Source organism: Pontibacter sp. 13R65, from assembly GCF_047525655.1.
Classification (GTDB): domain Bacteria; phylum Bacteroidota; class Bacteroidia; order Cytophagales; family Hymenobacteraceae; genus Pontibacter.
Genome location: NZ_JBLIQL010000015.1, coordinates 51,294 through 66,640 on the forward strand (window position 1 = coordinate 51,294; position 15,347 = coordinate 66,640).

General features: G+C 46.6%; 15 protein-coding genes. 7 read left to right on the forward strand and 8 right to left on the reverse strand.

The window, feature by feature from the left end; translation table 11 throughout:
* Positions 1 to 588 precede the first annotated feature (588 nt).
* Positions 589 to 1,572 (reverse strand): radical SAM protein, encoded by a 984-nt coding sequence (locus ACMA1I_RS16400; protein WP_337069496.1) that lies wholly within the window; start codon positions 1,570 to 1,572, stop codon positions 589 to 591.
* A 91-nt stretch (positions 1,573 to 1,663) separates the two neighbouring features.
* Here ACMA1I_RS16400 and ACMA1I_RS16405 point away from each other — a divergent pair, with 91 nt between their 5' ends.
* The gene (locus ACMA1I_RS16405; protein WP_337069497.1) at positions 1,664 to 2,056 is read left to right on the forward strand and encodes a RidA family protein; all 393 of its coding nucleotides are present in this window, start codon (positions 1,664 to 1,666) and stop codon (positions 2,054 to 2,056) included.
* A gap of 116 nt (positions 2,057 to 2,172) precedes the next feature.
* The gene (locus ACMA1I_RS16410) at positions 2,173 to 2,781 is read left to right on the forward strand and encodes a porin family protein (protein WP_337069498.1); all 609 of its coding nucleotides are present in this window, start codon (positions 2,173 to 2,175) and stop codon (positions 2,779 to 2,781) included.
* Between the two features lie 192 nt (positions 2,782 to 2,973).
* Here ACMA1I_RS16410 and ACMA1I_RS16415 read toward each other — a convergent pair whose 3' ends face one another.
* Positions 2,974 to 4,497, reverse strand: coding sequence for an AbgT family transporter (locus ACMA1I_RS16415; protein ID WP_337069499.1), 1,524 nt, complete (start codon positions 4,495 to 4,497; stop codon positions 2,974 to 2,976).
* Between the two features lie 169 nt (positions 4,498 to 4,666).
* Here ACMA1I_RS16415 and ACMA1I_RS16420 point away from each other — a divergent pair, with 169 nt between their 5' ends.
* Positions 4,667 to 5,560, forward strand: a complete 894-nt coding sequence (locus tag ACMA1I_RS16420) for an LD-carboxypeptidase (RefSeq protein ID WP_337069500.1) — start codon at positions 4,667 to 4,669, stop codon at positions 5,558 to 5,560.
* A gap of 190 nt (positions 5,561 to 5,750) precedes the next feature.
* Positions 5,751 to 6,515 (forward strand): DUF4184 family protein, encoded by a 765-nt coding sequence (locus tag ACMA1I_RS16425; protein WP_337069501.1) that lies wholly within the window; start codon positions 5,751 to 5,753, stop codon positions 6,513 to 6,515.
* A 30-nt stretch (positions 6,516 to 6,545) separates the two neighbouring features.
* On the opposite strand, the gene ACMA1I_RS16430 is transcribed toward ACMA1I_RS16425, so the two are convergent.
* Positions 6,546 to 7,256: an endonuclease III gene (locus ACMA1I_RS16430; protein ID WP_337069557.1), complete on the reverse strand. Its 711-nt coding sequence runs from the start codon at positions 7,254 to 7,256 to the stop codon at positions 6,546 to 6,548.
* Positions 7,257 to 7,469: 213 nt separating this feature from the next.
* On the opposite strand from ACMA1I_RS16430, the gene ACMA1I_RS16435 reads away from it, so the two are divergent.
* Both ACMA1I_RS16435 and ACMA1I_RS16440 read left to right on the forward strand, forming a co-directional pair.
* Positions 7,470 to 8,159, forward strand: a complete 690-nt coding sequence (locus ACMA1I_RS16435; RefSeq protein ID WP_337069502.1) for an MBL fold metallo-hydrolase — start codon at positions 7,470 to 7,472, stop codon at positions 8,157 to 8,159.
* 516 nt (positions 8,160 to 8,675) lie between these two features.
* Positions 8,676 to 9,308, forward strand: a complete 633-nt coding sequence (locus ACMA1I_RS16440) for a DUF2238 domain-containing protein (protein WP_337069503.1) — start codon at positions 8,676 to 8,678, stop codon at positions 9,306 to 9,308.
* A gap of 140 nt (positions 9,309 to 9,448) precedes the next feature.
* Here the strand turns inward: ACMA1I_RS16440 and ACMA1I_RS16445 are convergent, their stop codons facing one another.
* The 5 genes from ACMA1I_RS16445 to ACMA1I_RS16465 all read right to left on the reverse strand — a co-directional run bounded on the left by ACMA1I_RS16445 (position 9,449) and on the right by ACMA1I_RS16465 (position 14,289).
* A complete protein-coding gene (locus tag ACMA1I_RS16445; protein ID WP_337069504.1) occupies positions 9,449 to 9,796 on the reverse strand; it encodes a hypothetical protein in 348 nt (115 codons plus the stop codon).
* 170 nt (positions 9,797 to 9,966) lie between these two features.
* Positions 9,967 to 10,632 (reverse strand): OmpA family protein, encoded by a 666-nt coding sequence (locus tag ACMA1I_RS16450; protein ID WP_337069505.1) that lies wholly within the window; start codon positions 10,630 to 10,632, stop codon positions 9,967 to 9,969.
* Positions 10,633 to 10,949: 317 nt separating this feature from the next.
* Entirely contained in the window at positions 10,950 to 11,717 is a 768-nt protein-coding gene (locus tag ACMA1I_RS16455; protein WP_337069506.1) for an OmpA family protein, read from the reverse strand.
* A gap of 342 nt (positions 11,718 to 12,059) precedes the next feature.
* Positions 12,060 to 12,956 (reverse strand): acetyl-CoA carboxylase, carboxyltransferase subunit beta, encoded by an 897-nt coding sequence (accD, locus tag ACMA1I_RS16460; protein ID WP_337069558.1) that lies wholly within the window; start codon positions 12,954 to 12,956, stop codon positions 12,060 to 12,062.
* A gap of 274 nt (positions 12,957 to 13,230) precedes the next feature.
* Positions 13,231 to 14,289 (reverse strand): class I fructose-bisphosphate aldolase, encoded by a 1,059-nt coding sequence (locus tag ACMA1I_RS16465; protein ID WP_337069507.1) that lies wholly within the window; start codon positions 14,287 to 14,289, stop codon positions 13,231 to 13,233.
* Between the two features lie 309 nt (positions 14,290 to 14,598).
* On the opposite strand from ACMA1I_RS16465, the gene ACMA1I_RS16470 reads away from it, so the two are divergent.
* A complete protein-coding gene (locus tag ACMA1I_RS16470) occupies positions 14,599 to 15,252 on the forward strand; it encodes a hypothetical protein (protein WP_337069508.1) in 654 nt (217 codons plus the stop codon).
* Positions 15,253 to 15,347: the final 95 nt, after the last annotated feature.

Genomic DNA, 15,347 nt, shown 5'->3' on the forward strand with positions numbered 1-15,347 from the left:
TGTGTTGTTTTTCAGGTACCAGACTTGTCCAAACCTGCCTTATTTTCTAAATCATATACGCACCTAAACAATCAGTACAATAGATAGGTACCTACGCAAGACAAAATAGGTTTTAATTGTTAAGTGTTATTTTAACATTTAAACATATTTATAAAAGTATTTATTATGAAGATCAATAGCAAGTAACCAAACAGAAAAAACTAATGTTCCTTTGTAAAGTCAAAACACCTTCATTATCATCTAGAAAGAGAAAATCGGGACACAATTGTAAATTTGACAACAAATGTTGTTTTTCTATAAACTTTTAAAAACTAAGAACTCCTGAAATATTATTTTAGGGATTTTGTAGTAGTTAGAAGAAGCTCTTTGGCAGGAAAATGATTGGCGAACTTTCTGTTTGGATGTTGCTGTGGTGAGGAATATTATTATGCCCATGCGGCCTTTGTAGCCGCCTAATCAATAAATAACAAATTCAATCGGAAGGTGAGTATTGCGCACGCTCCTGCTCCATAAGGTCAGTCATCAAATTATTCGAATAAAAATGACCTCCCAGAGCTTTTTCTCACTATTCCATTCAAAGGTTTTGCACTATAAACCTACCAGTCGTTTCCAGGTGCCTTTGTAAAGGTTGTATTTGAGGGTACTGGGCAGCGCCTTCCAAAAATATTTATTTACTTCTACGGCAAAGCTAGGCTGCATATAGCAGTTAATGGTGCAGCCTTCGCAGGCTGGCAAACGGCCTTCCAGGCGCTTGAGTTTGTTTACCTCCTCGGAGTGGTAGAGGGTGTACAGGTTGTCGTTAATAGGAAAGCCTTTGGCACCCAGATGGTAACAAGGCAGCACCAGTTCGTTTTCTGGCGAAATAACAAGTGTGGTAGAGGCAGCCTTGCAGACAGGTTTATCGGTGTGGTTGCCACCATCGCGCCGGAGCTCCACAAAGCCATCGTTTAGGTACACGCCCTTGCGCTTGCCAAAGGCCGAGAGGTAAGCTAATTCTGCTTCCGTGAGTTGCTCGCCTGCCGCCACTCCGTTGTACTCGAAAGCCGGATTGATAAGCAGCATCAGCTTGTTGGGTTGCGTTATCTGCTGATAAACCTCCTCCAGCTGCGACAGATTGTGCTTGAAAACGGTAAAGATGATATCGGGGCGCTCCCCCAACTGCTTTGCCACCTGAATGGATTCCATCACAAAGTCGAAGCAGGCTACGCCACGACCGGTGTCGTGCTCGGTTTTGGAAGAAGAGTCGAGGGAAAAGTGCAGCATGTCTACCAGCCCTTTAAGCCGATTGGCTAACTTGGGGTATAGCAGCCCATTGGTGGTGAGCGTGGTGATAAAACCCATGTCGTGCGCCATCTGCAGAAAAACGTCTATCTCGCGGTGCAACAACGGTTCGCCTCCGGTAAAGTCTATTACTTCTACCCCTAGCCGCTTCAGGTCCTGCAGGTTTTTACGTACATCTTCTACTTTTATATAGGGCGATGGCTTCTCCCATATATCACAAAACGAGCACTTGGCGTTACACCGGTAGGTAACGTAATAGTTGCAGAGCACAGGCTTTGAGGTGAGGCGCATAGGCTTCAAAAGTAAGTAAAATATACGAAGTTTACACAGCAGCCCTTGCAACCTCGGCAAGCCGCTATTTTACTACAACTAAATCTCAACAATGGAGAAAACAGCAAGACAGAATATTTTATCCGGCACCGCCTGGGAAGACCTGGTAGGTTACAGCAGAGCCGTTCGCATAGGCAATGTGGTAGAAGTGGCAGGCACTACCGCTACAGATGGCGGCCAGATTATTGGCCTCGACAGCCCATACGAGCAGACAAAATTTATCTTACTTAAAATGGAGAAAGCCTTACAACAGGCAGGTGCCTCGCTGCAAGATGTGATCCGGACTAGAATGTATGTGACAGATATTACACAATGGCAGGAAGTAGGCCGCGCGCACAGCGAGTTCTTCCGCGACATTAAGCCTGCAGCCTCTATGGTAGAGGTAAAAGCCTTAATAGACCCGAGATTGCTGGTGGAGATTGAAGCAACTGCCGTTTTGAGCTAAACTGTACTCCATAGTTGTAACATTTAATCACCGAAAAAACTAAAGTAACGTACAACATGATAGAATTGGCTCGTTAAATAATACATCAGTCAATTTAAATCTTTATAACCACCACTATGAAAAAAATATTATTAACAGTTTTAGCGGGACTAGCCTTTGTAACTGCAAATGCCCAAGTCCCAGCTTCGCCTTTTACGCTTGGTATAAAAGGCGGCGTAAGTTCTACCAAAGTCCTGTTCAACGATGTGCAGAGCACTTCAGAGTTTAAAGATCCTAAAAACATTACTGGTTACCATGCCGGAGCATTTGCCCGCTTACAGATAGCAGGATTTTTTATACAGCCTGAAGCAGTGCTTGCTTCTTCGGGAGGTAAAATACAGGTATTCGATAACCAGGTAACCACGCCTACTGGCAGCTCACAGGAATTCAAGTTTACTCGCCTGGATGTTCCGATATTGGTTGGCTATAACATTTTTAATGTTCTGAGAGTGCAGGCTGGTCCGGTGGCTTCTATTATGATGAGCGCCAAGCAGGAAGGCAAAACCATAGACGAGTACATGAACGAATCTGACTGGGGCATCCAGGGTGGCGTTGGCATAGACATATCGCGGCTCACACTGGACCTGCGCTACGAAACCATAAAAAGACAATTCACCGAAACGAGCAACAAATACAATATGCGTAACCAACAACTAATTTTGAGTCTTGGCTATAAGCTACTTTAAAAATGCTTCGTTTCTGAGCAACAGCAAGGGCAGCCCCGGTAAACGAGGCTGCCCTTGCTGTTTTTGAATAGAGCTCTAAATTATTCTAATAAAAACAGCCTTTCCGAAGCTTTTTTGCTTTAAAGGCTCCTAGGGTTCCTTGGTAAGTTTGAATATGTTGGGCCATTTTTAACTAATAATACTGAACATGCATCACGGCATATACATCTCTGCACCTGGGCCTACTGGTAAGCCAACTAATATCCAGATGATGAGCAGAATGGTCCAGCCGATGAAGAACACCACGGAGTACGGCAGCATGGTGGAGATAACGGTGCCGATACCTGCATTTTTATCGTAGCGCTGGATAAAGGCTACAATCAGGGCAAAGTACGACATCATAGGTGAGATAATGTTGGTTACGCTGTCGCCGATGCGGTAGGCGACCTGCGTAAACTCTGGGGTGTAACCCAGCAACATGAACATCGGGATGAACACAGGAGCCATAATGGCCCATTTGGCCGAAGCACTTCCCATTACAAGGTTAATGGCAGCAGCTACCAATATAAACATGATCATGAGCGGAATATCACTCAGTCCCATCGTCTTCAGCACATCGGCTCCGTTAATGGCCAGAATCAGACCCAGGTTTGTCCAGTTAAAATAAGCCACGAACTGAGCGGCAAAAAACACCAGCACAATGTACGACCCCAGCGTCTCCATAGACTTAGACATGCCACGCATTACGTCGCTATCGTTGCGTATGGTTTTGGCGCCGATGCCGTAGGCAATACCCACAATGGCCGCAATTAAGAAGATGAACGCTACAATACCCGACATGAACGGTGAGTGCAGAATTTCGCCTGTCTCTGGGTCGCGGAGGTAACCATTTTCTGGCAACAACCCGCCCAGGATAAAGGCTGTGAGCAAGGAAAAAGCAACAGTGGCATAAAGCAGCCCCCGTTTCTCCTGTGCATTGAGCCGCTCTATCCGCTCCGGTTTTTCATCGCCTGTATATTCGCCAAGCCTCGGTATAACCACCCGCTCCGTTACCCAGGTACCCAAACCCGCAATTAAAAAAGTAGAGACAAACATAAAATAGTAGTTGGCGGCAGGGTTTACGCTATACTGCGGGTCTATGATACGGGCAGCTTCTGTAGAGAGCCCAGCCAGCAACGGATCTACAGTACCCAACAGCAGGTTGGCGCTGTAGCCACCCGATACACCTGCAAAGGCGGCCGCCAAACCAGCCAGCGGGTGCCGACCAGCCGCCAGAAAGATAACCGCAGCCAGCGGCACCAACAGCACATAGCCCACCTCACTGGCCGTATTAGAAAGTACACCGGCAAACACAATAACAAACGTCAGCAATCGCTTCGGTGACGATAGCACCACCAGCCGCAGCACCGCCCCAATAAAGCCAGTTCCCTCAGCAATACCAATACCCAACAACGACACCAGCACCGTACCCAGCGGCGCAAAAGCCGTAAAGTTCGTGACCATGCGCGTCAGGATCATGTGCAGGCCATCGCGGGAGAGCAGGTTTACAGGGGTTATGGTTTCGCCGGTACCAGGGTGCACCACCGCCAGATCGAATAGGCTGGCTACCCACGAGAGCAGCACGACAAGCAATGCAAAACCGGCAAACAGGGTGGCTGGGTGTGGCAAGGCATTTCCGATACGCTCTATTACCGACAAAAACTTATCGACCCAAGACTTCTTCTTTAATTCTGGCATATTTTAGCAAGATACAAATGGCACGAGACAAAAATAGGGCAACTGAGGCGCTAGCGCGCTAAACTTGCCCCTTTAAAAAGCAAAGCTGCCGAATTTGCTCAAAAAAAAGGTGTTCAGCAAATTTTGCCTAAAAAGCCCTAACTTCGTTTTCTGTAAAAAAACACTGCGCATGATCCCACCTCTTCGTCCGGGCGATAAAATTGCCATTGTGGCCACAGCCCGAAAAATTAGCCTTCCAGAAATAGAAGCTGCTGTCCAGGTGTTTAGGAGCTGGGGCTTGGAAGTAATTATTGGAGAAACAATTGGGGCGAGCTACAACCAGTTTGCCGGAGACGATGCGCTACGGCTGCAGGACCTGCAACAGATGCTCGACAATCCTGCCATAAAAGCCATTGTATGCGCCCGCGGAGGCTACGGCACCACCCGCATTATAGATCAGGTAGATTTTACTCCTCTACAGAAAGAACCAAAGTGGCTGATAGGCTTTAGCGATGTAACCACGCTGCACTGCCACCTGCACACGCTCGGCCTGGAATCGGTGCATGCCATTATGCCTGTTTTGTTTTCGAGAGAAGGCACAGAGCGGGCCATTGAAACGCTCCGGCAGGTGCTCTTTGGCGAGCCTGTTACGTACCAGGCGGCACCGCATGCCTTAAACCGCACCGGCCAGGCGCAGGGGCAACTGGTGGGCGGCAACCTGTCTATGCTGCACAACCTCACCGGCACCCGATCCGACATCGACACGCGAGGCAAAATCCTTTTTCTGGAAGACCTGGACGAGTACCTTTACCACCTCGACCGCATGCTCGTGCACCTCGACCGAACCGGCAAGCTCAGCCACCTGGCTGGCCTGGTAGTAGGCCACATGAGCGACATGCACGACAATACTATTCCGTTCGGGAAAGATGCTTACGAGATTATTGCAGAACACACCGGCAAATATAACTACCCCATTTGCTACGGTTTTCCGGTTGGGCACGAACCTCATAACCTGGCGCTTATCTGTGGGCGACAGGCACTCCTGCAGGTGCTGCCCCAGGGTGCTACCCTCCACTATGCCTAAAGCCTCAAACTATTTTACTCTGAGAGCACCCTCCGCATTTTCAGGTCAAAATGGCTCCGGAAGTCTGTTTTCATTCTAACAATTGTTAGCAAGAGCTTCAGTATCAGAACACTATAGGCAACCCTTCTGCGTTTACCGAAGTATAACTTCAGCATTTGACCAGGGGCTTGTACCCTAAAGCAACTTTTACATGCCCTTTACATTTTCACACCCAGCCATTGTCTTACCAGTACATTCTGTTTTTAGGCGCTGGACCTCCCTTACCGGACTGGTAGTGGGCAGCCTGGCCCCTGATTTCGAAAAATTCATCAGAATGGAGGCTCACGACCCTTATAGCCACACCTGGCGTAGCATTTTTTATTTTAACCTGCCGATGGGCCTGCTGCTTGCGTTTGTGTTCCATATAATAGTTCGGGATGCTTTAATTGATAGCCTGCCCGGTTTTTTGCGCAAGCGCCTGCATCGTTTTAAGGCCTTTAACTGGGTTAGTTACTTTAAGCGGAACTATGGTGTGGTTATCGTTTCTGTTATACTGGGTGCTGCCTCTCATATTTTCTGGGATAGTTTTACGCATAAAAACGGACGCGCGGTTGGCTGGTTTCCGGTGCTGCTGGATAGCTTTGTGTACGATGGCTACCGCTACACTTACTTTTTTGTGCTGCAGCTACTGAGCTCCTTAGTTGGGTTGCTGGTTATACTGGTTGCTATCCTAAAACTGCCCCCAGCAAAAGTACCTCCCGCTTCCTTATGGAATATAGTAATCTATTGGCTAACTGTTTTTACAGTTACTACCTTGGTGGTGCTCCTGAAGTACGTGCTCGGGGAGCATTCGAAATGGGACCTGGTGTTTATTTACATTGCGGGCGGTCTTGTAGGCCTTATAGCGACCCCCTTGCTCCTGTCTAAGGCTTTTAACAGCTACAAACCCTTCGGAAGGACAAAATCATTAGAATAATTTACCATGCCTTTTGTTTTCAGCAGCTGACTATTCTGCCTGCTGGTCTATGCCTTTTGCCCGCACATCTTGGTAGTAGTTGCACAGAGGCTGCAGCACGCATTGCTCACATTTTGGTGTGTACCAAGTGCAAACGCGCTGCCCGTGCCAGAACAGATGCTTATGAAAGTTAAACAATTCCACAGCATCTTTAGGCAGCATGTCCAGCAGCAGTTTATGCGCTTTGTCAGCAGTTACTTTGGCTCCTATTAGCCCCACCCGCTGGCTCACCCGAAACACGTGCGTATCTACGGGTAGCACCGGCTTCTTAAAATTGAACAGCAAGAGCAGCGTAGCAGTTTTCAGTCCTACGCCCGGAAGTTTAGTGAGCCAGGCCATGGCCTCCTCTACTGGCATATCGTTCAGAAAATCGATGTTGATCTCGCCCCGCTCCTCTTTAATAATACGAAGTGTTTGCTGTATCTGTGGAGCCTTTTGATCGGGGTAGCGGGTGGTGGCAATTGCCCGCGCCAGCTCTTGCACCGGCGCATCTATTACACCCTGCCAATCGCCAAACTGTTCGAGCATGGTATTGTAGGCTTTTACTTCATCGGCATGGGTGGTGCGGTGCGAGAGCATCGTAGAGATAAGCTCCTGCATAGGCGTGCGCCGGCTCTCGAGGGTCAGCACTTTATAAGCCGTATTCAACAGCTCGTGCGTCTGCTCCGTTTTCTGCTGTACCGGTAGTTGGTGCGCATCCATAGGCATGTGGCATTTTTTATGGTTTACGTAGCCACAAAATTGCTGTTAGCCTGCTTTTACCTCCTTGTGTAATCGCTCTCACCTTAAAAAAATCGTACATCAAGTAAAGCAGCATAAAAACAGCGTGTTTCCAGAAACAAATAGTAATAAATAACGCTATAACCGGGTACAAATACGGATATTGCAGCATCAGAAGCTTTACAAGGAACATATATGCAGATTAAATTTTTAGGTACTGGCGGTGCTTTTGATGTTGATTATCTCAACTCTGCTGCCCTTGTTGAATTCAGGAGCAAAACAATTTTGTTAGATTGTGGCTATACTGTTTATCCTACTCTTGTTAAGAAAAACCTGATTAACAAGGTAGAGTACATTTTATTAACTCACCTGCACAACGACCATTGCGGTAGCCTGGCAAGTTTGCTGCTGCACAAAAGCATTATAGAAAAAGCGGAGCGCCCTATTATTCTCTATACCTCCGAGCAGTTCAGAATGCAGATTTACGATTTCCTGGTGATACAGCTTAAGGAACCGGAAAAGTACGCAGAGTTTGTTCCTATAGAGCAGATAGAAGGGCTTAGATGCATCGATACATATGGGCAACATGTAGAAAATTTCCAGACCTATGCCTACATTTTTGAAGAAGAGAAGCGCTTTGTGTACTCAGGCGATTTAGGTAAGCCCGACAATCTGTTCGAAAAGCTGGAGAAGCTACCTCATATGCCTACCTGCATTTTTCATGACATTACTTTTGAGGCTGAAAACACAGGGCACACCTATTACAAGAAGCTGCTGCCTTACCTGAACGGTTACGACATGTTTGGTTACCACTGCGATCCAACTAAGGTTCCGGACGATTGTCCGGTAAAGCTGGTGTTTTATCAACAGTCTTTTATGGTCTGAGGCAGCCAAACTTCGGCACACCTTAAAAATTCCTCCGGAAGGTCAAATTCATTAGAAGAATTGGGTCGTACTGGAGGAGCTACCTTGTTTGTTTTCCTTTGCCTTTTTGTCTTCCTGCAAAGGTTCTATGGGCAAGAGGCATCTCATTCAGCTAATTCTTCTATTGAAACTGGCCTTCCGGAGCCTTCTAAGAGGCAAAAAACAGGAGGTCTTTTTTAGGTCCCACTCACCTGGGAAAAATAGCTTTAATCTCAAATCCTCAATTTGCCGCATCCTCACGAACGGTACTATAACTGGGGCGGGAATTATTCCTGCGCCTGGCTTAAACAACCCGCTCAGGTTTAGGTAAACAAAGTAAAATTGACAAAATGTACTAAGTGTATCTAAAATGTTCTTTTTTTACAAGCTAAAGTGTTGGAATCTGCATCTAAATTACTTAAACCGGTGTATTATGCTAGATCAGCTGGCTTATGCAGTCAGCACTAACGTGCCTAGTTTATACCGAACCTGATCCTGATGCCAGCCATACCTGATGTGAAAGCACCTTATACTGTAAAGCCTCTACATATTGTATTAACTGTGCTTTTTGGAGCCTTCTGCCTCTATAGCGGCTTTACCACTCCGGACTTGAACAACTGGTTGCTGGAAAACCTCCTGACACTCTCCCTTATTATTTTCCTGGTCGCGTTTTACAATATATTCCGCTTCACTAATCTCTCTTACACGCTTATTTTCCTTTTTCTGCTATTGCATGTGTACGGGAGCCAGTACCAGTACGACCAAAACCCTTTTGGAGAGTGGCTGAGAGAGCGTTTTGACCTGTCACGTAATCATTACGACCGTTTTGTGCACCTTGGATTTGGGCTGCTGCTGGCTTACCCCATGCACGATTTATTCACGCGCGGCTTTAAAATAAAATGGCCATACAATTATTTTTTACCGGTCGAGATTACATTGTCGTTGAGTGCCCTGTATGAGCTACTGGAGTGGTTTGTAGCCGATATTGTATTTAACGAAAATGAGCAGGGAATGGCCTTTTTGGGCATGCAAGGTGATATTTGGGATGCCCAAAAAGATATGGGACTGGCTTTTGCTGGTGCTGCCTTCACCATGACGCTGACTTACCTGCTGCACAAACGAAGTCGATAAGTTCAGCCCCTTGAACCTCTTCGCTAATAATGCCTCCTGAAGGCCTTTTTCATTAGAAACATTGCCTTGATTTCTGGTTTACCATGGCACCATACTTATTGCTTCTGTTTTTCCGTTTCTGTCTTGCTGTCGCCATGTTGTTATTTGGCTTTTCCTTCAGCTGTTTCTACTTTCAGTTTCTCGCCGTCCTTCCTGATTTTCACGAAATCGTCTTCGTAGTCTACTTCTTTAAACTGGCTGTAATATGTTGTGCGGGTTTGCATATGGTCCACAAACTCCTGCAGGCTCATGGTGCGGGCCAGCTGCGCATCGGCTTTTAGAGCTTCTTGTACTGTGGCGGGTTTGCCTTCTTCTACCCTGCTTTCAACAGGCCCTGGAGCAATGGCAAGCTCGGGTCTGCTGGTTTCAGTATCGGGCATACGCTCACAGGCACTAAAGGTAAAGCTGGAGAGGAGCCCTAATAAAATGATGGAGTAATGGTGCTTCATATTAAGTTTCTTAAATAAATTATCTTCAGCTTACGCGCTAAACAAATGAATGTTAAAACTTTAATTATAAAAAAACAGCCGGACCTTCGCCCGGCTGTTAAATCGAAAATAACAATTATCTTTAGGTACGTTGCACTAGATCTTTTATAAAGCCAAAGCACCTGTTTTTATTATAAATCGCCCCGTTCTGCGGCTTTCTTCATTTTCTCGTTTGCATAAATGGCGATTTCCACGCGTCGGTTCTGCTGGCGACCTGCCTCTGTGCTGTTGTCGCCTACTGGCTGGTCGAAAGCATAACCTTGTGAGGTCATACGGCTGCGCGACACGCCCTGGTTAGACAAAAAGTTCGCCACTGACTCTGCCCGCTGCTCCGAGAGACGCTGGTTGAGGTCGCGGCCACCGGTATTATCAGTGTGTCCTTCTACTAAAATGTTTGTGTCTTCGTATTTTTTCAAGGTTTGGGCCAACTGCGTTAGCTCTGTCTGCGCATTAGACTGCACCTGGGCAGAATTAGTAGCAAATAAAATTCCGGAGTTAAATGTAATTTTAATACCTTCGCCCACACGCTCTACCCGGGCGTTCTTGAGGTCTCGCTGCAGCTCTTCTGCCTGCTTATCCATGTGGCGGCCTATCACAGCACCGGTAGCGCCACCAACAGCAGCACCTATAATGGCACCTGCAGCTGTGTTGCCTGCCCGGTTACCTATTACACCACCAAGCACACCACCGGCACCTGCACCAATGGCTCCGCCTCTCGTTGTTCTGCTGGTGTTACACGACGAAAACAACATACCTAGCACGGCAAAAAGGGTAACATAAATTTTAAAATTTCTCATAGTTATTTCTGTTCTTGGTTAATCTGAAATTCAGAATCTGAGGGTAATACTCTGTTTTCCAAAAAATGTTCTGATTCTCTTTTAAGTTTGGTTATGTACTATTCAATTGCTCAAATTGCAACTCTATCGCCACCTCGTACTCGAAATATTATATTTTGTATTTAATACACTTTAACGACATTCACTCCACCGGGTTTTAAAAGAGGCAGAGTTTAGGAAAGATCCAGGTTGCTGTTGTTCGTAGCAACCTAAAACAAAGGCGCCTGCCAGTAAAAACTGACAGGCGCCTTCTGTATAGCTTTAATAGCGTTCTAGACTTATTTTATCTCGCCTTTTTCGGCAGCGTTTTTAAGCTCTTCGTTTGCTACGATAATAATTTCTACACGGCGGTTTTTCTGACGTCCTTCTGCCGTAGTGTTATCGGCAATAGGCTGGTCGAAGGCATAACCTTTAGCCTGCAGACGGTTAACATCTACACCTGTAGTACGGGCATAATTCAGAACAGCCTGCGCACGACGCTCAGATAATCCCTGGTTCAATTCACGCGAACCGGTGTTGTCCGTGTGGCCTTCAATGATCACATTGGTGCCTGGGTAGCTTTTCAGCGTTTGCGCCAGCTTGTCGATGTCTTTTTTAGCATTGGCACTTAGCTCGGCAGAATTCACAGCAAACAGAATACCTGAGTCGAAGTTCACACGAATAGCTTCACCTACACGCTCTACTGTAGCATTTTCCATGCTCTTCTCAAGTTCTTCCGCCTGCTTATCCATTCTGCGGCCAATTACAGCACCGGTAGCACCACCTACAGCAGCACCAACAATGGCACCTGCAGCTGTGTTACCCAAGCGGTTACCAACTATGCCACCAAGTACGGCACCGCCACCGGCTCCTATTATACCACCTTTGGTTGTTTTATTCATTCCTTGCTTTTCAGCGTCGGTGTCGTTTTGAGTACCTGTTGTAGTAGAAGTAGAGGTACCTGCCCCTGATGTGCTACCGCTGCTCACAGGCCGCGACGACTGACAAGAGGCAAACAGCATAGAAGCTGCTAAGAAAGAGGCTAATGATAATTTTAGAGTTTTCATTTGTTAGTAAGTTTGTAATAACTTTAATTTTAAAATTTTTAATCAGTAAAAAAATCGTTGCAGTATGGTTACTCCTCCTGCCTCTGCAATACTGATGCCAATCTATATTCAAACTATACCATGTATATGGTTTGCTTGGGTGTAATACTACCTGCCTACGTAAAAAGTTTAACTTTTACTACAACTCCCCTCCTTTGCACTATATTGCCGGAGCCTGAAAAATAAAAAGAAGGTGAGGTTGATGGAGCTTGGGCCATTAATGCTGCAAAGGCTAAAAAATTAACAAAAAGCAGCCTGTTTGCAGCGCAGACTGCAAAAATGTAGCTTGTAATAAAGTATAGCTTATGCTTTTGCGGCTTTAGGCTCTCTGGCAACTACCGGTTCTTCAGCCACCACAGGTTTTAGCATGGTAAGTAAATCGCTTAGCTTTTGCTTTAGCTGTTTTCTATCTACTATAAAATCAAGGAAGCCGTGATCGAGCACAAATTCGGCACTCTGGAAATCTTTTGGCAGGTCTTTGCCTATCGTTTCTTTAATAACACGTGGGCCTGCAAATCCAATCAGGGCACCTGGCTCCGCAATATTAAAGTCTCCGAGCATGGCAAAGGAGGCGGTAACGCCACCAGTGGTAGGGTCGGTCAGCAATGAAATGTAAGGAAGCTTTTCTTCGGCCAGCAGTGCCAGTTTGGCAGAGGTTTTAGCCATTTGCATCAGCGAGTAACCGGCTTCCATCATACGGGCTCCTCCCGATTTAGAGATCATAAGAAAAGGCAGGCGGTTCTGGCGGGCAAAGTCGATGGCGCGGGCAATTTTCTCTCCTACCACAGATCCCATAGATCCGCCTATGTAGGAAAAGTCCATGCAGGCAATTACAACGCCTTCGCCATTCATTTTGCCATGCGCTGTACGCACTGCGTCTTTTAATCCGATTTTCTTTTGCGTGGCTTTTGTTCTATCTGGGTATGGTTTAGAGTCTACGAAAGCAAGAGGGTCCGAGGAAGTCATATTTGCATCTAACTCTTCGAACTGGTTCTCGTCAAACAAGATGGCAAAATATTCTGCAGAGCCAATGCGCTCATGAAAATTGCATTTCACACAGACATTCAGGTTACGGCGGTGCTCAGCCATGCTGGTAACTGTTTTACAGCAGGAACACTTGTACCATAAACCATCAGGTGTCTCCTTTTTTTCTTCTGTAGGGGTAATAATTCCTTTTTCTACTCTTTTAAACCAAGGCATCATACTTTGACTGGGTGCTACCGCACATTTAAGGATTTAGGTGTGTTATTATCGCTATTACGCTGCATTACAGGCTATCCCAACGGCACCAATATTTGCATATGGTGCTTCTGAACAGGTTTTCAAAAGGCCGGGCACAAAATTAGTTAATATTCGGCAGTTCTGCTAGAGCTTCTGGTATGTTTAAATTTTGTTTGTACCGGCTCAACACTCCCTGCTACATCAACTTTCAGATGTGGCACTTTGCTTTGCAAGATATTTTTTGGCAGCAAAATCAGGCTATGGTTATTTCTTTGGCCAGGTAAACTTCCTGCACCGCATGCAGCAGCGATACACCTTCTTTAAACTCCCGCTGAAACGCTCTGCGGCCAAGGATCAGCCCCATGCCACCTGCCCTCTTATTTATAACGGCCGTACGCACGGCTTCTTTCAGATCGGTTTCTCCCTCAGAGCCTCCTCCCGAATTAATAAGCCCGGCACGCCCCATGTAGCAGTTGGCCACCTGGTAGCGGGTAAGGTCTATAGGGTTGTCTGTGGCTAACTGGCTATACATCCGCTCATCCGATTTAGAAAAGCCAATTGCAGTAAAACCACCGTTAAGCTCGGGTAACTTTTGCTTGATGATGTCGGCATGAATGGTTACACCCAAGTGGTTGGCTTGGCCTGTTATATCTGCTGCGGTGTGGTAATCTACGTCGTCTTTTTTAAAGGCGCTGTTGCGGGTGTAGCACCACAAGATGGTAGCCATGCCCAACTCATGCGCTCGCTCAAAGGCCTGTGCCACCTCTACCAACTGCCGGTTAGACTCTTCGGAACCAAAGTAAATGGTGGCGCCTACCGCTGCGGCACCCAGGTTCCAGGCTTCGTCTACAGAGCCAAACATAACCTGGTTGTACTTGGTAGGGTAGGTTAGCAGTTCGTTGTGGTTGAGCTTTACAATTAACGGTATTTTATGGGCATATTTTCTAGCCAGAAAACCAAGGCCGCCAAAGGTAGTAGCCACGGCATTGCAGCCTCCTTCCAGCGCAAGCCTTAGTATGTTTTCCGGATCGAAATAAATGGGATTAGGCGCAAATGAGGCTCCTGCTGTATGCTCAATTCCCTGATCTATGGGCAGAACAGACAAATAGCCCGTACCGGCAAGCCGGCCATGGTTGTAGAGCTGCTGCAGGTTACGCAGCACCTGCGGGTTTCGGTCTGACTGCATAAATATACGATCTACAAAGTCAGGGCCCGGCAGGTGCAGCAATTCACTTGAAAAGGTTTTGCACTCGTGCTGGAGTAGATCTTCTGCCTCCGACCCGAGTAATGTTACAAGTTTTTCGTAGTTCATAATGCTTGTCTAAAGATGATGAACAAAGTTATTGGGAGTGCTCTTTTGCTCCGGCCCAAGCCTGCCATGCGGTGCTATACAGGGGTGAGCCGTAGCAAGTGCACATTCCTTCTCTTACTGTGTTACCCTGGCAAAGGTTATTTACACAGGCAGGTCAGATATCTCATTATCAAGCTATTCTGCTCACCTAAGACGCTTTTTTGCAAAACCAGAAACTGTTTTAACAGACAGTTCAAACGGCTAATGGTATCAATTTTATGTAAGCTTCGTTATTCTACTACAGATAAAAACATTAAATACTTGAGCCTTATGAAACAATATTCATTTAGAAATAGCATAAAAACGCTTTTATTGTTTGGGGCCAGCCTCTTGGTTTTTAGTTGCAGCCCCTCTACCCAAATAACCGGCACCTGGAAAAGTCCGGAAGCCACTACCCAGCAATACACCAAAATAATTGTAGCCGCACTTACAGACAGCCCGCAGGCACGCCAGATTGTAGAAGATCAGCTGCAGGCAGAGCTGCAAAAGCGCGGTATTGCTGTAACTAAAAGCATCGACATTTTTCCACCGGCCATGATGCGGGAGAGTGGTTCTACCGGCGATATGCTGCTCCAGAAAATTAAGGGAGATGGACACGATGCTATTTTAACGGCAGCCGTGGTAGACGAAAAGACAGAGAACCGGTATGTGCCTGGCAACCCATATGCGCCTATGAACCGGTTTGGCTGGTATGGCACGTTTAGAGGGTACTACAGCCACTGGCACCCCATGATTTACGACCCCGGCTACTACCGCGAGGACAAAGTGTATTTCCTGGAAACAAACCTGTACGATGCCGATACAGAGGGTCTGCTTTGGTCTGCCCAATCCAGAAGCTACAATCCGTCTTCGCTTAACCGCTTTGCCGGAAAGTTTGCGGAGCTGACTGTTAGCAGAATGCAATCGGAGAACCTGATTCCATAATAAAAAGAGAGGCAGCTCATGAGCTGCCTCTCTTTTTATTATGAACTAAATTATTCTAATGAAATGGCCCTTCTGGAGGCTATTTGGCCTTACAC